At 57.5% G+C, this 18,574-nt stretch carries 26 protein-coding genes; 3 read left to right on the top strand and 23 right to left on the bottom strand.

Translation table 11 applies throughout. From position 1 onward, the window contains the following. Positions 1-662: 662 nt before the first annotated feature. The 22 genes from QZM72_RS15820 to QZM72_RS15715 all read right to left on the bottom strand — a co-directional run bounded on the left by QZM72_RS15820 (position 663) and on the right by QZM72_RS15715 (position 15,197). Positions 663-824: a hypothetical protein gene (locus QZM72_RS15820; protein ID WP_301738627.1), complete on the bottom strand. Its 162-nt coding sequence runs from the start codon at positions 822-824 to the stop codon at positions 663-665. 168 nt (positions 825-992) lie between these two features. Then, complete coding sequence (locus QZM72_RS15815; RefSeq protein WP_301738626.1) at positions 993-1,364, bottom strand: dATP/dGTP diphosphohydrolase domain-containing protein; 372 nt, start codon at positions 1,362-1,364, stop codon at positions 993-995. After that, a complete protein-coding gene (locus QZM72_RS15810) occupies positions 1,361-1,597 on the bottom strand; it encodes a hypothetical protein (protein WP_301738675.1) in 237 nt (78 codons plus the stop codon). The genes QZM72_RS15815 and QZM72_RS15810 overlap by 4 nt, the downstream gene beginning before the upstream one ends. 123 nt (positions 1,598-1,720) lie before the next feature. Continuing rightward, a complete protein-coding gene (locus QZM72_RS15805) occupies positions 1,721-2,512 on the bottom strand; it encodes a ribonuclease H-like domain-containing protein (RefSeq protein ID WP_077056199.1) in 792 nt (263 codons plus the stop codon). Then, positions 2,509-2,898, bottom strand: a complete 390-nt coding sequence (locus QZM72_RS15800) for an endonuclease domain-containing protein (protein ID WP_301738625.1) — start codon at positions 2,896-2,898, stop codon at positions 2,509-2,511. The genes QZM72_RS15805 and QZM72_RS15800 overlap by 4 nt, the downstream gene beginning before the upstream one ends. Continuing rightward, on the bottom strand, positions 2,870-3,739 hold the full coding sequence (locus QZM72_RS15795) for a phosphodiesterase (RefSeq protein WP_301738624.1): 870 nt from the start codon (positions 3,737-3,739) through the stop codon (positions 2,870-2,872). Before QZM72_RS15795 ends, QZM72_RS15800 begins: the two co-directional genes overlap by 29 nt. A 378-nt stretch (positions 3,740-4,117) precedes the next feature. After that, positions 4,118-4,948 carry a hypothetical protein gene (locus tag QZM72_RS15790; RefSeq protein WP_301738623.1) on the bottom strand — a complete coding sequence of 277 codons (831 nt, stop codon included), beginning with the start codon at positions 4,946-4,948 and terminating at the stop codon, positions 4,118-4,120. Positions 4,949-4,968: 20 nt separating this feature from the next. Continuing rightward, positions 4,969-7,308, bottom strand: coding sequence for a DNA polymerase (locus QZM72_RS15785; RefSeq protein ID WP_301738622.1), 2,340 nt, complete (start codon positions 7,306-7,308; stop codon positions 4,969-4,971). Between the two features lie 46 nt (positions 7,309-7,354). Further along, positions 7,355-7,909 carry a metal-dependent phosphohydrolase gene (locus tag QZM72_RS15780; protein WP_301738621.1) on the bottom strand — a complete coding sequence of 185 codons (555 nt, stop codon included), beginning with the start codon at positions 7,907-7,909 and terminating at the stop codon, positions 7,355-7,357. Then, complete coding sequence (locus QZM72_RS15775; protein WP_301738619.1) at positions 7,906-8,862, bottom strand: ATP-dependent DNA ligase; 957 nt, start codon at positions 8,860-8,862, stop codon at positions 7,906-7,908. The genes QZM72_RS15780 and QZM72_RS15775 overlap by 4 nt, the downstream gene beginning before the upstream one ends. A 102-nt stretch (positions 8,863-8,964) precedes the next feature. Continuing rightward, positions 8,965-9,261 (bottom strand): hypothetical protein, encoded by a 297-nt coding sequence (locus QZM72_RS15770; protein ID WP_301738618.1) that lies wholly within the window; start codon positions 9,259-9,261, stop codon positions 8,965-8,967. After that, on the bottom strand, positions 9,258-9,401 hold the full coding sequence (locus QZM72_RS15765) for a hypothetical protein (protein WP_301738617.1): 144 nt from the start codon (positions 9,399-9,401) through the stop codon (positions 9,258-9,260). The genes QZM72_RS15770 and QZM72_RS15765 overlap by 4 nt, the downstream gene beginning before the upstream one ends. Then, positions 9,398-10,693, bottom strand: a complete 1,296-nt coding sequence (locus QZM72_RS15760; RefSeq protein ID WP_301738616.1) for an AAA family ATPase — start codon at positions 10,691-10,693, stop codon at positions 9,398-9,400. The genes QZM72_RS15765 and QZM72_RS15760 overlap by 4 nt, the downstream gene beginning before the upstream one ends. Before the next feature lie 3 nt (positions 10,694-10,696). After that, on the bottom strand, positions 10,697-10,945 hold the full coding sequence (locus QZM72_RS15755; protein ID WP_301738615.1) for a hypothetical protein: 249 nt from the start codon (positions 10,943-10,945) through the stop codon (positions 10,697-10,699). Continuing rightward, positions 10,884-11,732 (bottom strand): hypothetical protein, encoded by an 849-nt coding sequence (locus QZM72_RS15750; RefSeq protein ID WP_301738614.1) that lies wholly within the window; start codon positions 11,730-11,732, stop codon positions 10,884-10,886. Before QZM72_RS15750 ends, QZM72_RS15755 begins: the two co-directional genes overlap by 62 nt. Positions 11,733-11,961: 229 nt before the next feature. Beyond that, complete coding sequence (locus QZM72_RS15745; RefSeq protein ID WP_301738613.1) at positions 11,962-12,249, bottom strand: hypothetical protein; 288 nt, start codon at positions 12,247-12,249, stop codon at positions 11,962-11,964. Positions 12,250-12,265: 16 nt separating this feature from the next. Then, the gene (locus QZM72_RS15740; protein ID WP_301738612.1) at positions 12,266-12,517 is read right to left on the bottom strand and encodes a hypothetical protein; all 252 of its coding nucleotides are present in this window, start codon (positions 12,515-12,517) and stop codon (positions 12,266-12,268) included. Beyond that, positions 12,517-12,900, bottom strand: coding sequence for a hypothetical protein (locus tag QZM72_RS15735; RefSeq protein WP_301738611.1), 384 nt, complete (start codon positions 12,898-12,900; stop codon positions 12,517-12,519). Before QZM72_RS15735 ends, QZM72_RS15740 begins: the two co-directional genes overlap by 1 nt. Positions 12,901-13,198: 298 nt before the next feature. Next, positions 13,199-13,597 carry a hypothetical protein gene (locus QZM72_RS15730; RefSeq protein WP_301738610.1) on the bottom strand — a complete coding sequence of 133 codons (399 nt, stop codon included), beginning with the start codon at positions 13,595-13,597 and terminating at the stop codon, positions 13,199-13,201. Further along, positions 13,594-14,418 carry a hypothetical protein gene (locus QZM72_RS15725; RefSeq protein WP_301738609.1) on the bottom strand — a complete coding sequence of 275 codons (825 nt, stop codon included), beginning with the start codon at positions 14,416-14,418 and terminating at the stop codon, positions 13,594-13,596. Before QZM72_RS15725 ends, QZM72_RS15730 begins: the two co-directional genes overlap by 4 nt. A 271-nt stretch (positions 14,419-14,689) precedes the next feature. Continuing rightward, the gene (locus QZM72_RS15720; RefSeq protein WP_301738608.1) at positions 14,690-14,923 is read right to left on the bottom strand and encodes a hypothetical protein; all 234 of its coding nucleotides are present in this window, start codon (positions 14,921-14,923) and stop codon (positions 14,690-14,692) included. A 97-nt stretch (positions 14,924-15,020) separates the two neighbouring features. Beyond that, positions 15,021-15,197, bottom strand: a complete 177-nt coding sequence (locus QZM72_RS15715) for a hypothetical protein (protein WP_301738607.1) — start codon at positions 15,195-15,197, stop codon at positions 15,021-15,023. Between the two features lie 521 nt (positions 15,198-15,718). Here QZM72_RS15715 and QZM72_RS15710 point away from each other — a divergent pair. From QZM72_RS15710 to QZM72_RS35655, 3 genes are all read left to right on the top strand, one after another. After that, on the top strand, positions 15,719-16,432 hold the full coding sequence (locus QZM72_RS15710; RefSeq protein ID WP_301738606.1) for a S24 family peptidase: 714 nt from the start codon (positions 15,719-15,721) through the stop codon (positions 16,430-16,432). Positions 16,433-16,484: 52 nt separating this feature from the next. Then, positions 16,485-17,096: a hypothetical protein gene (locus QZM72_RS15705; protein ID WP_301738604.1), complete on the top strand. Its 612-nt coding sequence runs from the start codon at positions 16,485-16,487 to the stop codon at positions 17,094-17,096. A 213-nt stretch (positions 17,097-17,309) separates the two neighbouring features. Beyond that, a complete protein-coding gene (locus QZM72_RS35655) occupies positions 17,310-17,606 on the top strand; it encodes an HNH endonuclease (RefSeq protein ID WP_367620036.1) in 297 nt (98 codons plus the stop codon). Between the two features lie 320 nt (positions 17,607-17,926). Here the strand turns inward: QZM72_RS35655 and QZM72_RS15695 are convergent, their stop codons facing one another. Next, entirely contained in the window at positions 17,927-18,526 is a 600-nt protein-coding gene (locus QZM72_RS15695) for a hypothetical protein (protein WP_301738603.1), read from the bottom strand. Positions 18,527-18,574 lie beyond the last annotated feature (48 nt).

The raw sequence follows: 18,574 nt of genomic DNA, 5'->3' as shown, positions 1-18,574 counted from the left end.
GCTGCAAGAGCGGATTCATCGCTCATCTCCTATGACAAGGATTTACATTGGCCGCTGACTCTGGTAGGAGCAGCGGCCGCACTATATGTAGTGCTTCAACTCACTACATGCAGCTATGCTAAGCCACGCCAAAGTTTTTTTCACGAACTCTTAGTACAAGTTCGTCATTCTCGACAACTCCGCTTGACGGTCGGAGAAAGTGTGGTACTCCAGGAACCTACATGCCGCACGGCTTCAAGGGATGTCCCGTAGCCGATGCAGCCACAGGACGGCGATTTCGTCGATCGCGTTGATTGTGTTGCCGACGACAACGACCTTGTTCACGAATACCCGGAGAATCTCCAGCGCCGCTGCACCTCGACGTTGAGCATCACTTGAACGTTACCCAGTTGTCTGCACCGAGGTTCATTTCCTTGATGTGGCCGATGACGCTGTAGGACGCCGCCACGGCTACCTACTTTTCGCCGCAACCGAAATTTAAGTGAATTCGTAATAGTCCAACTCAAGCTCCCGAACCAGCCGATTCACATCCGCCTGTGGGAGATAGTCCCTCGACTCGATAACTCGCTGTGCAGCGCGTTCCGGATTGTGCGTTTCGAGAGCGCACGCGGCCAGATCGTAGAACGCGTTGTAGGCCGCTTGGCTGATGCAGGCTTGAACGCTCAAGCCGCCAGAGCCTGCAAAAAGGTCAGGGAGTTCGCCGGACTGTAGCCACGATTCGCGAGTTCGGTAAGCAGCAAGTCGGCTCGCCGGTCGCCCTTCTCTTTCGCATCCAGCACCGTCCGCGCCATGCTGCGCAGTTCATCCCGTGTGTGCTTGCTCAAACCTTCCCCTTATACGTTCGTTGATACTCGCGCTCGCACTCCTGATAGATGCGCTCGGCGCGTGCTGCCGCTTCCTTGCGATCCGCTGCGGACGCGTTCGTCGCTTCCTGCAACGCCGCGTATAGATCGCTGTTAGGCGCTACCCGCGTGTCCTTGTAGTAGACGGGCTTAGACTGGCTGGAGGACACTGGCATCCCGGTTGTGTCGGAGTTGTGCGAGGAACAAAGCGTTTGTCGCGATGTGCCACTCCTCCGGATAGCCGCTTTCCGGGTCGTTCAATTGACCCCGCGCGCGGGCGTTTTGGTGGCGACGGATAGCAGCCGTATAGCGAGTCTCCGCATCCTCGACGCCCTGCCATGAATGCGGCTCGTAGCCCTTCACCTCGATAGCCCAGGTCATCACCTTGACCACGCCCAGCAGCGCATCGGCGCAGCCGAACTCCAGCAGATCAAAACGGGGCTTCCCTCCGTCGAACTTCATGCCCTTTGGTCCGGGCGGCGGAGGCATTTCGCGTTCCGCGTTTGGTTGGTATCCCTTCATCGGCCGTACTTCCTCCTCATCTTTCTCACCTTCTTCGCGAGACGCTTCCCGAATCGCTCCGAATCAATCGCGCCGCGCTCCTGCATGACCAAAAGAAAGGCCGCCAAGTCGGCGGCCTCGTCAGTCAACTTCCGTTTGCCCCAATCACTCCGGGCGTTCTTCATCGCGGCTTGCGTGAACTCCGCCGCTTCCTCTGCTGCGTGAATAAGTAATGGCTTCATCGGCGTAGGCATGGAATCCACGCAGCCACTCGCTACGGGCGAGCGTGCCGCGATCAAAAGGAACGTCCGCAACGTCGAATCCCTCCGACGCTGCGATACGCCCGCAGTGGTAGAACGTTGGAACGTGTGAGGTCATCAGCTAACCAACAGGTTCGCTTTGTGCTGCTTCGAATTGACGGTGAGGCGGCCACGGCTCCACGCGCCGCATGCTTGACAGTGATAACGCGGGTACTGCCCGACTTGGGTATAGCGGAGCCCCTTCCGGCGAACGTTCGTACTCCCGCACCGGTCGCACTTCGGCCCGCTGCCTACCGCGCTGTCGTAGTTGCCGACGTTCGGATGCCCCGACATCCACGGACGCATGACTAGGTACAGTTCCTCCAGACTCAGTACGTCGTCCGTGTTGTACGACCGCATCTCGTCCCATGCTTCCGGATTGCCCTTGAGGCATTCCCGCCAGAGTTCGAAGCCGGGGAACTTCGCGTGCTTCTTTTTCTTGTGCGTCTTGCACAGCTTGTCCGTGAGCCATTCCAGCTTGTTCGACGTGAACCCGAAGTGCTTACGCGCCTCCAGCATCGTATCGACCACGCGGAACGGCGACGGCGGAGGCATGCCTAGCAGGATGAATCGCGCGTTGATCTTCTTAGCGTCGAATCGGACGCCGTTCTGTGCGACGACGATATCGGCTTGATCCAACAGTTTCCACAGCTTGCGGACGATGCGCCGGTCGTCCTCCTTGTTCCGCTGCCCGCTGGTGTCGTGGTAGATCACGCGGGGATCGTCCAGCCACTTTGCACAGAAGGATAAGATGCACCATTCGCTGTGAATCTGGTTCAGACCAACGTTTTGTTTCCACAGCGACCACACGTAACCCAGGATTGGGGAGGTTTCGATGTCCAAGGACAGGATGCGGGGCTTCTTTCTCACTTGTCGGCCTCCGCCTTCTTCGCCGCGCGTCGCTTGGCTGCTTTCTTCTTTGCGGCTTCCTTCTTCTCCTCCGGTGTCTTGTGCAACGGATGGAACACGAACGAAGGGAAAAGCTGGTAATGCTCGATGTAGTCGGCGCACTTGCGGAGGAACGTCGGAACCGGAACACCACCGCCTACGCGGCCCGCCCAGTTCTCGACGCGGCCCAGCACTGCATTAACCCAACGAGGAAGTGCCGCGCGCATCATCCCGGATTTGTGGCAGTGGTCGGCTACGATGTCGTCGGTAAGATGCCAACCAGTGATCGGGCATCGGTTGCCCTGTTCTTTCCGCAACTTCTCGCGGTAGTCTGCCAAGTCACCCTTGGACAATTTTTTGAAGGTCATTCAACTCCTGTGTTACGCGCGCTTCCAGGCGCTCCAAAGCGCGCTCGATGTGGGGGCAGTCGGGAAATGCTTCCGCGACGTTCGCGATACTCGCTTGGGCGTCCGTACGCAGCCATAGCAGGCCCGCTTGCTCTACTAGGGCATCAGCCCATGTCGCGCCGTAATGATCGGCATAGGCGGTCTGTACACGGTCGTACGCTTCCTCTTTGTTCGTGACTCCGGCGAGGTGCTTCAAGGCTCGGGCGTCGCCGCATTGCTGGCCGAACAGCAACGGCAGTCCGGGGATGTTGTCGGCCGTGTCACCTTGAAGCATTTGCAGGTAGAACCACTTAAGGCCGTATTGCAAGCCATCCGTGCCGATCACGTCGAACGCACCTCGCGGAACCGTCGTTAGCTCCCAGGTCATCCAGTTAATGTGAAGCCCCGGAAGCATCCGCATATCCTTGTCACGCGTCGAAATAGCGATGTCCGACAAGCGCGAGCAATGGGCCATGCCGTCATCGGCCTCCCGCGTTACCCAGACTTTCGGGCGGAAACTTGGCCCCTCGTAATGCTCAAGGACTTCACGCAGGAACTGCCAGTTACGCGGCTTGCGCTTATGGCGTTGTCCTTGGTACGGCTTCACGGTCGCGATGTTGAACCGGTGGGCCTTCGTGCATCCGCTCGCGGAGAGATGGACGACGACCGATTCCGATCCTGTCCGTAGGCGCGTTGTCTCGATGCGGTCGAACGCGTTACGCCGCGCCATCCCCGGCTGTGTGTCATCACCGCCTGCCGCGAAATAGGCTAGATAGTCGCCGTCCAGGTGAAGAACACGCCCAGGCTCGACGGGCGGGAACATCCCCGCCCCAGCTTGGGGACATTCCGCCGCCGCACGCGCTATCTTTGCGCGTAGAGCCTCATTCATAGACTACGCTCGGCTGCACCGTCGAACAGAACTCGCACCACTGCTCGATGGTTGCAACCTCCCGCGCATGGTGGTCTATGAACACTGCGGCGTTCTCTCGGAGGCCGCGTAAGAGATGGACTTCTCTGAGCGTGACGAACCGCACACGGTCGCCCTGCAACCCCGTACCTCGTAGGATGTTCCGCATGTAGTCGCGCTCTGCGAAGTGACCACAGATGACGTACACGCGCTTACCGTTGGCAAGCTGGCACACCGCCCGCATTAGCATGCGAGAAGTGCGCCCCGTTCCACGGTCGGGATGTGCGTGGAGACTCAACCGATAGCGGCCAGCGGGTCGGCTGCTGCTTCGTTCTCCGGCGTGCTGCGTTCCGGCGTCTCGGCTTCCGGGAGGTCCGGCTCTTGGCCGCCAGCGGCAACAATGGCCGCGAGCGGGTGCGCCTTCCAGTTCTTCGCGGACATGATTTTTTCTTGAATCACATTCTTCGAGCGCGCCTTCGAGATGATTTCGCCGGTCTTTTCGTCCTTGCGCTCCGGGTACTCGCCTTCGATAAAGATCGAATCCCACATTGCTTTGTCCGCCAAATCCCAGATAAACGCCTTGACATCCGAGATTGCCGGGGCCACTTCGATAAGGACAGGCTTACCCGTAAGGGGGTCTTGGACCGTGGTCCCCTTCACGTTGTACCCATTCGGTCCGCGCAAGTTTGCGTAGGTTCGCTTCCCGTCCTTGCTCTTGCTGTGGAAAATTTCCACGATGAAAGCCTTACCCAGAAGCTCCGCCATATGCGTAGCCGTGCCCCCACTCGCCGCATTCATCGCGGCGAACAGCTTAAAGAAATGCGCCTTGTCGTTCAGGTGCAGATTCTCATTCGCAGTGATACGAACCGGAACCAAAGTCCCGTCCTCTTTCTTGTGCGGCTCGTGATTCGGGCCACTCAGTTCAAAGACAAGGTCAACCTTTGGGGTCTCCTTCTTCTTGCCTTGGTACTCGCCTTCGTGCGTACCCAGTTCGTAATACCCCACGAAGCGTGCTCGCGCGATACCTGCGGCCGGAGGCGTGTACTCGCCGCCTGCCTGTGCCTCGTTCATGTTCGGGCCGGTTTTCGCTGCTTCCGCAATCTTCGCTTTGAGGTCGTATGCCAATGTAATAGCGTTCCTTATAGTTAGTGAATGAAAGACGGCGTGTAGCCGCCCATGTACTGCTGTCGCAGTTCAATGCGGAATTGCTCCGCACGTTCTTCGAAGTCGCCCGTAAAGGCGTTCTCCTCCATCATGTTGTCGCCGTGTACCGTGACACTCGGAACCGGGACGGGGATTGTCCAGCCGAAATACCACTCCATGAAGTCCGACGCGGCGAGCATGCACGCATGCAGGAGTGCACTCGATTCGAATAGGATCGACTTGTGCGCGTCCTTGTACAGCGCGTCATGAACCTGGTTGACGAGGAGCGCGAGGCCGTTGAAGTTCTTCCGAGCGTAGAACGCACGAATCGCGAGCCACATTGCCGCCTTGGCCCACTCCCCGCCCGCGCCCTGAACCTCATAGTTCGCAATCTCGGTCGGGCTGAAAGACTGCGGCATTCCGCCTTGCTGGATAAGCCACTTCGGCGCGGGCGATTCGCGGTAGCTGTACACCTTGTTATCCGGCGTTACGCTGTAGCCCTTGCCAAGCTGGCACATCAAGCCCTTTACTTCTGGATGCGGCTGGATGTTGTTGGTTGGCCGGCGCGACTGCTTGATGCGCTCCGTCTTGGCCGCGTTGTATGCGGACAGTTCCGGATAACGCACCTCCTCCGCACGAATCAGCGCCTCGACATCCTCCAGAAGCATCCCGGTAGATTCCGCGATCTTCTTCGCACCGGCTCCGTATGCACGCTGAAACGAGAACACTTTGGCTTCGCTGCGCTTCTTCTCCCACTCGGATAGCGGCGCGATACCACGGGCCTTGTCGCCCTTGCACTTAAGGAGCGCATCCTCGTAGCTGATGCCTTCCTTCTGTGAGACACGAACGCAGTGCATGTCCAGGCCCGCGCGCAAGTCCTCGATAAGCTGCTTGCAGCCGGTGAGGATCGCTTGCACAAACACCTCAAGCGAGGTGAAGTCCGATTGAACGATTTGCCCGTCCTCGCCGTAACGCGAGATGAACACCGTTTTAACGTCGGACTTGCCCTCCTTCGGGACATTCTGGAGGTTCGGGTTTGACGACGAGAAACGCGCCGTAACCGTGGACGTGTGATTGATGCCGTGGTGGATGATGCTGTCACCGCCGACAAGGGTAAGCATCCCCTTCTGCTCGCCCGTCTTTTCGTCCGTGGTTACGTAGTACGTCCCCAGGTCTTTCCCCAGCTTCGCGACGTTCGCAAGCGTCTTGAGGAATGGGATATCCCGGTTCCCAAGTGCTTCGATAACGTCGCTCGAAACGCTGTACAACCCTGGCGTGCTGCTGGCCCAAATCTCGTCCGGCGTCGTGTAGCCTGGGAACTTGTAGAAGAAGTCCCGCATAGCCGTTTTCGGCCCGCGCTCGATGTCCGGAACCTTGACCTTTTTGGTCTTAATCTCTCCGGCGTTCTTCCCGCTCGCAAAGCGGATCGGTTCGGGCGGATGGTCCAGCGCGTACCACTCAGACACCGGCATCATTTCCGGCTCGGTCTTACCATCGACAACGCGGGATTTGTGCTTGAGGAACAGGTATTCCACTTCCTTCTGGAAGTATTGGACATTGCCTGCGTCGTCTAGCGTTTCCGTGCGCTTCTGGTACTTGACCGTGCCGCCGAAGATCAGCGGAGAGAGGTGGTAACGGTTGCTCCAGTTGAATTCAAAGGGGCAATCGTCCGGGAGGTATGCGCGCAGTTCCGCAGTGATCGCGGCCAAGCGTTCCTCAAGTTCCGCCGCAATACGCAGACCAAGCGCCTTGTCCACGTACATCCCGTTGCGTTCCATTTCGACGGTACACAACAGGCTCCCCATGTTGAGGAGGATCGACTTAACTTGTCCGGTCTTGCGCGCCTTGGCAAGCTGGCCTAGGAAAATCTTTTCCGTGTTGCCGATGTCGCCTAAGCCCGACTCATCGCCACAGAGGTATCGAAGGAGCAAATCCTTATCGATATCCGGCGTATCTACGCCAGCCTCCCACAGCGCTTTAACCTCATCAATCTTGACGTTGCCACCATAGGACACAACCATCTCGTCCATAGACAGCATGTGCGAGGTCGGCTCCATGCCACGGAGCAAGTACTCCGCAAGCTGGCAGTCCCAGACGTTCCCGCCACGCGCTACGAACTCCATCCAGGCATCAAGGTTTTGCGGCTCGCGCAGTGCGTACAGCAAGTCGAACTTGATGTTTTGACCGACAAGTAGCGTCGTGTCTTTCAGGAGTTTCGTGAACCAGTCGAACGGGCGCTTACCTCGTCCGAAGTAATCCGCCGTGGTATTCCCGCCCTTGCGCTTCCAGCCGGAGACCACAACGAAATTTTCAGGGTGAAACGGAGACGCCTTACGCTTCATGTAGGCTTTGATCGTGGTCTCCGTGTCCCACACGCAATACGTTATGTCAGCCCTCCTGCATAAGTTCTGTGTAGCGAGCAAGAAACATTGCTCGCGCGGCTTCCGGTGTGAACGCGTATCGCTGTTCGTCGGGCGCGGCCTCGACACCATCAGTCCATGACCACGCGACAGAATCTGTCACTCGATAACAGTCGATCGGCTCGGGCATGAAGTCGCGACGCTCACCTACTAACGCACGCAAGTCCGCCTCCTTGATCGACGGATGTAACGGAAACGGCAATCTGAAGCGCTCAAGAATCGCGCGCTCCACGCGTCTCTCGATTACCTTGTAGTCCGGGAGAAGTTGCTTAAGCGGACTCGACACGTCGCCCAAGTACGCCTCCGACGCGTCATGCAGCAGCCCTTGCAAGGCGAACTCTTGGGGAACGAGATAGGACACCAGCACGCTGTGCTGTGCGACGCTGTAGAACTGCTTCGTATGTCCGGTGAATCGGCAGATACGGGACAGTGCCGTAGCGATGTCCTCGATAACGATGCTTTCCGGATCGGGCGAGAGAAAGTCGAAGTAGCGCCCGCTCGCCGTGAGGATTGCGGGCGTCAACCCATGTCCTCCGGATGGCGGAAGCCAATGAAAACAGGATGTCGTGGGGCGTCTACCGTGCCGTGGTCGAAGTGCTTGAACTTGACTAACCGACCAATAAGACTCGCCCGGTCTTGCCAGTAATCCCGCCGCTGCGCAGCGGTGAAGCCTGTTCCGATACTGAACACGATGGACGTGGAGTCGGGAACACGCGAATCCACCGGCATAGCGACGCGTAGCGCGCCCATAGTGCCCTTGCCGACCAAGCCTGCTTGCGCCGTACTGCGCTCCGTTCGGCCTGTCGCGTTGCGTGTCGCCTCATTTGCATTGTGCATTTCCTCCTCGAACCCGACGATTACCGCCTCGCCATCTACGAACCGTTTCACCTTGACGAGGCCGCCTTCGCGCTCCGTGCTTCGGCCGCACTTGTACTTGCCGTCATGGGCGCGGATCATCATTCCTTCGTAACCGTCTGCGAGGAATCGCGCCTCCAGCTTGTTCAAGTCCTCATGGCTAACGCAGAGATGCTGTGGAACCGCCTTAATATCCGCCTCCGGATAAAGGTCGTAGAACTCTCCGATTCGCGCCTCAACTACATCGCTGCGACGGTCATATCCCACCGTGTACAACGAGGCTCGGTTAGGGTCCGGGAACCAATCGAAAACATGGAACGTAAAATCCGGCTCGGCAGACTTGGACATAACGGCCATGCTGCTCTGCATGCAGTTCGCATCGGTCGGAGAACCCACCGTAAGCTCGCCGTCCAACCCTTCCAAGAGGCGCGCGTATGCTGCGGCGAACTCTTGCACTACCGGATTCGGGATCGGTTTGAGCGAGCGGCTATAGGCCACACCGCAGAAGAACACGCAGCGGATACCGTCAATCTTGGGCGAGGCCCATACCGGGAACTTGATAAGTTCCGGCTTCGTCAGGGTCGCAGCCAGATTCGGCTTAAACCCGGTTGGAATCGTCATCGAACTCCGTTAGTTGTTGGATCATTTCCCAGACGAGGAACCCAGTGCCGCCCACCATCCAGGGCAGTTGAATCACTAGGCAGATACAGCCGATGAGTTCGACTACGCGAGGCAGAGCCATTCCCGCGCGCGCTGGAACTTCGGAGCGAACCATTCAAGGAACGGGCCTAGCCAGTGCGGAAGCTCGTAGTAATCGCCACGTTTCACGTACTGCGTGCGGACTGAATAACGAGCGTTAAAGAACGGTGCGCCGAACACCGGGTACATGGTCTCCACCTCAGTCCCGTAGTCCTTGTCCCGGAGAATTCGAACCAGCGTGCCGCGCATAAGCCAATGGGCAGGAAACCCAAAGACCCCGCCTTCCCGCTCCTTCTGCGTGCGGATTACGCCGTATCTCACTTAATCTCCAGGTCGATCACTTCGCCGCCCAGTGCGCTTGCGATGTCGTCGCACTTCGCTGCGATAACTTCGGCCTCGCGATCAGCGTCCCGGTCATCGCCTGGGTACTGAATCGTTGCGTAAATTTTCACTTCCCTCATGCGGCCTCCACGGGCATAAGCAAGCGGCCACGCTCGCCGTCGAACATGACTTCCGCTTGTGGTGATTGGGGCGCGCCTTGCCGGCGCAGTTTGTTTTTCGTCATGCCGATCCAGCGGGACGATGCATAGAACGGATCGTTGACCGCGCCGAGCGTGATGATTGCGTCCGCCGCGCCCTGCTTGCCGGTCTTGCTGTCCTTGAGCATCGGGAGCGTCGGGAACTGCAACCCGTCCCCGTCCGCTGAGATTTGCGACGTGGCGATAATCGGCGTGTCGTACTTCACAGCCATTAGTCGCGCCCACTGATACTGAGCCTCTAACAGTTGGTCGGTACGTTGCCCACCGTTCAACGCTTGCCCTCCGAACTTGATGTTGTCCACCATGTCCATTACGACCAGACCCGGAGGGCAGCGACGCATGATGTCCTCTACCTCGTAGTTCCAGAAGTCGTGAATGTCCATGATTCGGATACGATCAACACCGCCGACAGCCTCCGCGTACTTGTCCTTGAGCGCACCGTTATTCGACATACGGATAAGCTCGGCCATCGTGGCGTTAAGCGCACTCTGGTACGTGCGTTGGACGATGCGGCGGCCCGGCCCTTCGTTGTTCATCCAGAGGACATAGCGCCCACTGTTCGGCCCGTAGTACGCGTCGAACTGGCCGGCCATGTAGGTGACTTCCGACGAAATGCTTGTCGTCTTTCCCTTGTCTGGGCGACCGGCGTACACAACGAAGTCCCCGCCGCGCAGCGGACGCATTACCGTGTTCAGGCAATCAAGCCGCCAGTGCAAGCCACGGTCGTCCTTGTCATCCAGGAGAATCGAATCGATGTCCTCGGATATCCACGGAACGCGCACCTTGCGATTCGTGTTCTGCTCGAACCGCTCTATCTCGTCACGGAGCGACACATAGAGGTCTAGCTCATCGCCGTTGTTGTATTTCTCGATCAGCGACGTAACGCGGTTCGCGGTCTCTGCCGCTACTAGGCGCTCCATGATTCCGGCCTCTAGCGACGGGTCGCAGTCCTCGTTTAGGACACGCCCAAGCAACGCGCGGTACAGCCCTAGTTGTTCCGGGGTGAGCGTCGGGTGCGCGAACGTCCCGAACCACAACATGAACGGCTCAAGCTCGATGCGCTGCTGTTCAGGGAACTCGCTAAAGAACTTCCCGTAATCGCCAAGGATGACGACGGACTTTGCTTCTAATGCTGCTGTTGGTACTGCTTTCGCCAACCTCTCATAACGTTCGCGGTATTTGAGAAGCTGGAGGAGTGTTACCTCGATAGACAAGCGTTAGGCGGCGACGATGCGAATCACACCCGTGTCAACCTTGTGCCGCCGCACCGGTTTTCCAAGTGCGTCGTCAAGTCCCGCAAACACGTCGTACAGTCCGCTGAACGCGTGCGTTGCGCCGAGCAACGCCAGCATCCGGTGCGCCTCTTCCTCGTTCAGTTCCAAAGTAACGCCATCGGCGACGCGTTCAGTCCGCGTCACCTCTTTCTCTACGAAACGCGTCGTTGCTTTGCTGATGGATTGCGCCATTGATTTCCTCTCTGTTTAACAACTTCGGGTCTTTACTCGAAACTACGTTGCGTGCGGCAATGCCGTATGCTCGTAGCTGCTTGATGATCTTTGCTGCGTTCGTCTGCCCTGCCTTATCCGGGTCCAGCCATACCGCGACCGGCTTACCCGAACGGATCAACTCCGCTGCAATCCAGTCGGATATCTTCGTCCCCAGCAGACACCACCCCGCCACGCCGCCGCGAGTCGCAACCTTGTACGCGGATAGCAAATCCTCCGTAAGAACGATCAGCGGGCCGTCGCCATACCGCGCAACGAGTCGCCGTTTATCAACGTTGGGGTTGAGGTACTTCCGGGGATTTGCCTTATCGAGTGTCCGGGCCTGCCAGTACATGACCTCGCCCAGCTCGTCCCGAACGGGCAAAACGACGCGCTGCATGCGTGGATTCCAGTAGAAGCCGAGCGCTTCTATTTCCTGGTTCGCGATGCCAGCCTTGTAGAGCCACACACGGGCCTCTAGCGGCCACGCTGACGGGTTCTTTTCTGCGGGAAGGGGCAACGTCGGACTAGCGGCTACGGCCTCCTCTGCGGCCTGTATTCGACGCAGGCGGGCAAGCCTTTCCGTGAGACTTTCGGCAGGACGTGGAACCCAGCCCTTGTATGCACACCTATGGCAGTAGGCGGCCCAGCCGTCCCGCTTATGGTTGATGTGCAGGCAATCGCCGGGGCCGCAATCGTGCGGAATTTTTCTACTGCCGCCCTCAGGGAGGGATTGGGCGTGCTGCAACCATTCTTTCGATTCCAGCACGCGACTCCTACTATTTATCGCTTACGCGATCCAAACGACCTGTACCAATTCGTCTCCTTGTATGCGGCCGCCGAACCCAGGCAGACATAGCTAAGAAACACTACGACGAATGCGAAAGCAAAAACGCCCCAGAGCGGCGCAGTAACCCACCACCACGACCACGCCGCGACGACACCAATCCCCGCCAGCTTGAGCGCGAGGAAAATGAGGAACACTCCCGGCAACAGCTTCAAAGCGTTGCTCCGTGCGAAATTGCCTCGATAAGGGCCGTTCGCTTCACCGCGTCCGCCGCCCGTGCCGCTTCGTCAGCACGCGATTCCGCCTCGACGCCTGCCGCCTTGTGATACCGGATGAGGTCGTCGTACTGCCGAACTCGCTTATCTGCGCGCTCGATCAGCTTGCGAAGATTCGCGATGTGCATTGCGATCAGTGCCGCGTGGATGCGTGCCGCGATTCGGACGCTTACGCCTTTGATTGCTGCGAAGCCTGCCAGGAGGGCGGCCGTAAGTTTGTGCATGTAGTCTCCTTGTTGATTAGGGAAGAAAGCCGCAGACGATCACCGATGCGCCGGCATTGACGGCATCCACTGGGAACGACGAAAGATGCTTGTTCCGTGTGCTGCCCGTGTCGTCGTAAATGAGGTTCGTAAGCTCGTCCTGTTTGTCGCGGTCGTTACCGCATCTGTTGACGTACACGCCCGCGAGATGCGTTACGTCTCGGTCGAACACGATGAACGAAATATCGTTCTGGCCGCATTCATCCCAGATGATTACCGTCTTGCTCATCACTCGATACCCGCCAACGGATCGACCGGTGCATGTCCCCCGCCTTGCTTCACCTCAGCTTCCGGCGCGGAGGTCTCCCGAACTTCCTCACCGATGCCGACGATATCGCCCGGACGGATCGTTACGATTTCCTCATCCGCGCCGATTCCCTTGATGACCTTGATACCCCTGCCCTTGTCGGTATCGAACACTGCGCGCACTTCGCCCGTGAACTCGCCGCGCGTTTCGCCGCGACCGTAGTTGAAGCGGATCACGTCGCCCTGTTTGAGCGAATCCAGCGCGGCGGCGGCCTTCTCTTGCGCTTCGAGTGCGTCGGCTTTCTCCGTGTAGTCTGCGGCCTTGCTGCGGTATTCCGCGATACGTTCCGCAATGGTCTTTGCCATGTAGTCCTTATTAGTTATAGGTTAATGACAGGTAGCTTTACCCGGAGTCGTCACGACGCACGCCGACCAAGTACGGCTCAGGTCATACGCACATCCAGTAATCGCCCCGCCAATGAACGCCGCGAAGCACACGACGTAGAAAACGAATTTCAATCCTTGCGGACCCAGATTATTCGATCCAGCGTACAGCCTATGGGAAGCTCCATACATAAGCCCCCGTCACGATCGCCCACGCAGCCATCGCACCCACTCGTCTCCGGCTCGGCCACATACTCCACGCCGTCAATTTCGGCCGACTTCACGCAGCCACCTTTACGAGGATGTCGCCCGGATCGTTATGAGGCTCGTCGCTCGCCTTACCGTTCGCATACCGCGTCACGATATTCCCCGTGGACGGGTTCAACAGGACCAGTTGGCAATGCGGCTTTGCCTCCGGCGAATACGCGATGAACTTGACATCGCAGCCGGAGCGGAACTTGAGCGGCGTCCCGGTCATTGCTGCAAGGAGGTCGAATGCGGAATCCGTATGCGTTCGCGAAACTTCCTCGAATTCACCCGCGATTAGACAATACGAGTCGCCCACATCGTCCCGCACGCGCACTGAGCCATTCTCGTGAACCGAAACTACTTCGTACTCGCGATCGCATTTGACATCGAACTGAGACACCTTCGAACGAACTTTCGCGCCTACCTTCATGCGGCCTCCTTGTAATCGATCACGCGCACTTCCTGCTCCACCTTCACGGTGCGAACCACCTTGACCTCGACAATCTCGTAGACGCTGCCCGGCGTGTAGCGCGAGACTGCTTGCTCTGCTGCTTCTTGCGAGTCGAACGGAATGCCGCGAACTTCACGGAGCGCCGTTCCGTGCTTGCGAATGCGGAATTCGGTTGCGGGTTCGGACGCTTCCGGTTCTACGTAGCGCTCGTAGTAGCTTGCCGGACGGAATCGGCCCGTATAGCCCTGGTCGTCGGATTCGAAATGAAGCACGCCACACGCACCGTCGTACGCGGGGCGATACTCACGGACCTTGTACGGCTTGCCTCGCGTGAAGCTACGCGTGTCGTTCTCTTGTTCGTTCGGCGTAACGAGGTCGCCGGCTTTGAACATCGGTTCTTCAACCAGTTCGTATTTGCTCGCGCGGCGGAGATGATGCGGCGAGCCGGGCGCATACTCAGCAAGACGGATCAACTGTTCTCCCGGCCACGCATTGCTGGGTTCGACCTTGATAACCGTGCAGATATCCCCGTGCCGCGCCCCACGAAAAGCGCACCACTCCTCGCTACTGTCGTGCAGATTGCGCACCTTATCGCCCACCTTGAACTTAGGTTCCGCCTTGATCTCGTCTACTCGGAACGGGTAGCACACGGCGACTTGTCCCGACCGCTTCCCAGTCTCCATCTTGACGTGAACATGCTGTCCGCTCACGCGGTCGATAGTTCCTTCGTCACCCGCCTTGATAGCGGCGTACGGTTGATTGAACTTGACTCGCTGACCTACCGTGAATTGCTTGCTCATGCTCGATCCTTTATGAAATGTAGTCCTAATCTCTACAGCGAAACTTAGGCGTGTTCCGTGTGAACCACGGAGTAGCCCGCTTGAATGCGTCCCGCGACGTTACCGCGCAGCGACTTTGTGCGATACGAGACGAACGGCTTGGGTTCACGGCAGTTCCGCAACGCGGCCCAGCGGTCCCAACGATGTCCGTCAATCTGAATCGTTTCCGATGCTTCGTGGAACGAAACCGTAGCGCCTGCTACGTGTGCTTCCTTGAGTACGGCGCGTTGGTTCATGCGGCACGCGCCTTGCAGGAGATGTCGAAACCAGTGCCACGGCCCAGCGTCGAGCCGCGACGAACACCCCCATTGAACGGCATGCGGTTGTCCGGACCGATGTGGAAGAATGCCCGCTGCGTGTTGCGGCGATTGCCGACAACGATTTTCTTCGCTTCCGGGTTCTCGTTGAGGAAACGACCAACGGTGTGCGTGCGGTTCATGTCCAGCGGCTTGCGGATTTGCATCATGTTGTAGTCCTAAGTTGATTCGAGAAAGTTGTGTGTCTGACAGTGAAAAGCCCGCGCTAACTGCTCGCGGGCCTGTTCGTGTGCTGCTCTGCGTAGATCAGTTGAGGAGTTTCTTCCTCCATGCTGCCCCTGCCTGCCGCAGTTCTTCGATGCTGCTCAACCGGGTCGCCTGATGCGCCCGGCCCTCGGTGCGGTTCTCCTCGTAAGGTTCGCGGTTGGTCTCCGCCGTCGTGTGGTTATCCCGGCCTACGTACTTCGGAATGTGTTCGGTCATACGCTCTCGTTATGTTCGGTTGATGGAACAGGCTCGCCGGAACCTGCTCTACGAACCGAAGTTCGTTTTACCGTCTGTACACGGGGCCGGAGAAAGCCAAAGGGCTCCCTGCGACAGCCGTATAGGAACGGGCTAGCGTCCGTGGAACTGGGGAGGTTCCTTGTCACTAGCTGCGCTATCGTTTTCACCCGGCCCACATACCCGTAGTGATTGTCTCCAGCGCCTTCCGACTCTTTATCCCGTTCTCGCCTCCGTGGTGGAGGACTTACGCGCCGGGCTGGTAGGCCGTAACCGTGTCGCCGCGCCTGTCGTAAACAGGCACTTACAAATCTACCGAAAATTGTACAGACGCAACTAAATCTGCTAGAATTTATTCCAATTTCGGTAGGTCATCGCTGACCACGGAACGAACTTTACCGACTTCTGTACATGCAATCTACTTGTTAATTTGCATCGTCAGCTAGTTGTCAGTAGGTTTTGACTATAATTTAGTAGAATCAACAGCTTGCAAGGGCCAGACCATGTACAACGAACCGGCAGATTCCAACCAAGTTAAGGAAAATGCTCCAAATCGGGTAGATTCGCTCGCTGAGTTTGAGGTGTTCTTTGCACGACTGCGGCAGGCGATCGGTACGGAGGACTTGTACGGATGGGGCAAATCTCACGGCTTCCCCCGTCAAACGCTATACAACATGGTGAGCGGGCAGAAGATTCCGGGCCTGGAGACTCTGCGGAAGTTCCGCGATGAAACCGGCAAGCCTATCGGCTGGCTGCTGGGTGAGGACTTATTGCACCCTGGTGCGACTACCGACGTTGGTACAACCGGCCAAACGTTGGGTGCCGCCGACGAGTTCGTATACATCCCGCGCTACCCGCGTAACGGCTCGCCGGAGCAAGTCACGATGGCGTTCCGCCGCTACTGGGTCGAGAAGTACCTCCAGGCGAACCCAGAGGAATTGATCGTGCTGCGTGTTGACGATGACGTAATGGAAGGCACGTTCAACCGAGCGGACAACATCCTGGTCAACATGAACCCGCACGGCCCGGTTAAGGACGGCCTCTACGCTCTCTACATCAATGAGGCAATGGTGGTGCGCCGCGTCCAAGTGCTTCCGAACAACATCATCCGCGTGATGCCCGACAATCCGCGCTATCCGTCCTTCGAGACATCCTTAGAGGAAGGGTCCGGCGTTGAGATTGCCGGCGTCCCAGTTTGGTATAGCCGCACGATTTGACACCTCTGGAAGGCGCATGTAGTGTCCCTGGATTGCTTGGAGACCATAAAACATGCGCTTTACCTCTATTGCCCTTATCGCAACAGCCTTATTCCTTTCCGGCTGCGATGACAAATCCTCGCCACAAGCTTCTGCGCCCGCTCCGGTTGCCAAACCTGCTCTCACCGAGCAACAACGATCGGACCTTATCTCGACCGCCACCAAAGACGGATTTGAGGTCGAGCGCGACAAGGTTGAGAAAATTACTTTCTACTCACCCAAGACCAATTCAAGCGAGTGGAGCAATCAATACCTCGGAGTCTATATTTCAGTCCCCGACGGCAAAGGTCCGATATTTCGCATCTACCCACACTACCAAGGAGATGATTGGATTTTCTTCGATCATTTGAAGGTATTGGCGGATAACGAAATCGTGTACGAGAAGGAGTATTCTTCCTCCGATATGCGGCGAGACGCCAAATCAAGCAGAGTCTACGAATCCACCGATTACGCGGCAAAGGACGACGATATTGCAGCAATGCGAAAAATCTCATCCGCTAGATCCGTCACAGTTCGCCTTAGTGGACGAGATCACCGACAAGATTTCGAAATGTCCCAAGGCGACCGCCAGCGAATCGCGCGCGCTCTCAGCGCCTACGACTCCTTGCAACCGTTATCCAATTAAATCAGTACGTTATCTTGTGAATTTCACGATATAAAATACCCCACAGCTTAGGAGAGGACGAACCTCCCCGATGGGTAGGCATGCCCGATGGAAGGCTGGCTATAGGCTAGCCGCCAATGATGCCCCAGGTACGTGCAAGGCGAACCCTGTTCATTCCACGAATACGCACGGTAGTTCTATCCGAGCGAGCGAAGCGAGCGAGGAGATTGAGCTATCCAGAAGATCACTAAGAGTTCTCGCCTTAGAGGCGAAGCAGGCGTTAATCAACGCAGACGCATTAGGCTTAGGGATAACTATATTTGCCAGCGATGCGGAATAGCAGTACGCATAGGCGAAGTAGATCACATCATCTCTTTAGAGGATGGTGGAACTAATGATGATGCGAATATGCAATTGCTCTGCGTAGACTGCCATAAAAAGAAAACAGCTACAGATAGACGTTATGTCATCAAGTCTGGTAGCTCAGTAGATGGATTGCCAGTGGATAGCTCCCATCATTGGAATATCTAGTCTCCTCAGTGGCTATTCAGTGTAGCTACAGTGCCTGACTCAGTGATAACCACAGTGAGCTATCAGTGATGCTCACATCCGAAAATAAATATCAAATTCCTGCGATTTTCTATTGACAGACTATCCCGCATGTGATGCAGGCGGGGGTGTGGTGATTTGCGGAAGCCTTTTCCGCCGACACCGGCGGGTCAGTGTCGAAATATCGCTAACTGCAAAAATTTCCGCCGATAACGCCCTAGCTCTCAGGGACCGGCCTGGAATCGCTCTAAACAGCCCATAAGTCTTCGTTGTGCGCGCACGCGTACACGCGTAGCCCAATATTAGGCTGTCTCCACAGCGGCCAGTAATTGCCCTACCTCACGAATCACCCCGTCGTAGTAAGCGATGCCCGCTTCTGCCAGTGCTATTGCATCGAAGCCGTCTACCGGCTTTCCCAGGTGATACAGAGGCGGGTAATACTCCTTACCGAACGCGATAAAAGTAGCGGGAATGACCCGCCCTGGCCGAAATAGCACTTCTGCACCCATCGGGGCATCCAACATCACTCGCCCGGCCTTGAATTCCAAGTGCCGGATGTAGAGACCTGTCGCGCCCTTCGGAGGATTGATTGCGAGGCTACCCGGTTCATGCCGAGTGATGTCCACCAATCCGTGCTCTCGCGCATTTCGGGCCATCCTCAGATAGACAAGCAGGTCATCCCCACCGTCGCCGATTAGTGCGAGCGCATCGCGCATCGTCTTATGGGCTTTCACCTCTGGGTGCGGCTTCACGCAGCTTTGCGTCCGATGCCAAGCGCGTGACAAGTCAGCAAGAACACTTACCCAAGCACGGTCAAACGCGGGAAAGGTCGGCGCGTCGCGCATCTCCTGCAAATGCGCCCGTGCATCTTCCAAGTCCTGTAGCGGTCGTTCAATTCCCATTGGCCCTCCCCGTGTCCAGCACATTCTACAAGTAGCAAACCACTATGA

Source organism: Burkholderia sp. AU45388, from assembly GCF_030481585.1.
Lineage (GTDB): Bacteria > Pseudomonadota > Gammaproteobacteria > Burkholderiales > Burkholderiaceae > Burkholderia > Burkholderia sola.
Note: the sequence above shows the minus strand (reverse complement) of the source record. Positions and strands in the feature narration are given on the sequence as shown.

Coding starts and splice junctions, on each gene's coding strand:
- QZM72_RS15815 (WP_301738626.1), bottom strand. CDS start 1,364: ATGAAGGGATACCAACCAAACGCGGAACGCGAAATGCCTCCGCCGCCC.
- QZM72_RS15810 (WP_301738675.1), bottom strand. CDS start 1,597: ATGCCTACGCCGATGAAGCCATTACTTATTCACGCAGCAGAGGAAGCG.
- QZM72_RS15800 (WP_301738625.1), bottom strand. CDS start 2,898: ATGACCTTCAAAAAATTGTCCAAGGGTGACTTGGCAGACTACCGCGAG.
- QZM72_RS15795 (WP_301738624.1), bottom strand. CDS start 3,739: ATGTTCCCGCCCGTCGAGCCTGGGCGTGTTCTTCACCTGGACGGCGAC.
- QZM72_RS15785 (WP_301738622.1), bottom strand. CDS start 7,308: ATGAAGCGTAAGGCGTCTCCGTTTCACCCTGAAAATTTCGTTGTGGTC.
- QZM72_RS15775 (WP_301738619.1), bottom strand. CDS start 8,862: ATGACGATTCCAACCGGGTTTAAGCCGAATCTGGCTGCGACCCTGACG.
- QZM72_RS15765 (WP_301738617.1), bottom strand. CDS start 9,401: ATGAGGGAAGTGAAAATTTACGCAACGATTCAGTACCCAGGCGATGAC.
- QZM72_RS15755 (WP_301738615.1), bottom strand. CDS start 10,945: ATGGCGCAATCCATCAGCAAAGCAACGACGCGTTTCGTAGAGAAAGAG.
- QZM72_RS15745 (WP_301738613.1), bottom strand. CDS start 12,249: ATGCACAAACTTACGGCCGCCCTCCTGGCAGGCTTCGCAGCAATCAAA.
- QZM72_RS15740 (WP_301738612.1), bottom strand. CDS start 12,517: ATGAGCAAGACGGTAATCATCTGGGATGAATGCGGCCAGAACGATATT.
- QZM72_RS15735 (WP_301738611.1), bottom strand. CDS start 12,900: ATGGCAAAGACCATTGCGGAACGTATCGCGGAATACCGCAGCAAGGCC.
- QZM72_RS15730 (WP_301738610.1), bottom strand. CDS start 13,597: ATGAAGGTAGGCGCGAAAGTTCGTTCGAAGGTGTCTCAGTTCGATGTC.
- QZM72_RS15725 (WP_301738609.1), bottom strand. CDS start 14,418: ATGAGCAAGCAATTCACGGTAGGTCAGCGAGTCAAGTTCAATCAACCG.
- QZM72_RS15720 (WP_301738608.1), bottom strand. CDS start 14,923: ATGATGCAAATCCGCAAGCCGCTGGACATGAACCGCACGCACACCGTT.
- QZM72_RS15715 (WP_301738607.1), bottom strand. CDS start 15,197: ATGACCGAACACATTCCGAAGTACGTAGGCCGGGATAACCACACGACG.
- QZM72_RS15710 (WP_301738606.1), top strand. CDS start 15,719: ATGTACAACGAACCGGCAGATTCCAACCAAGTTAAGGAAAATGCTCCA.
- QZM72_RS15705 (WP_301738604.1), top strand. CDS start 16,485: ATGCGCTTTACCTCTATTGCCCTTATCGCAACAGCCTTATTCCTTTCC.
- QZM72_RS15695 (WP_301738603.1), bottom strand. CDS start 18,526: ATGGGAATTGAACGACCGCTACAGGACTTGGAAGATGCACGGGCGCAT.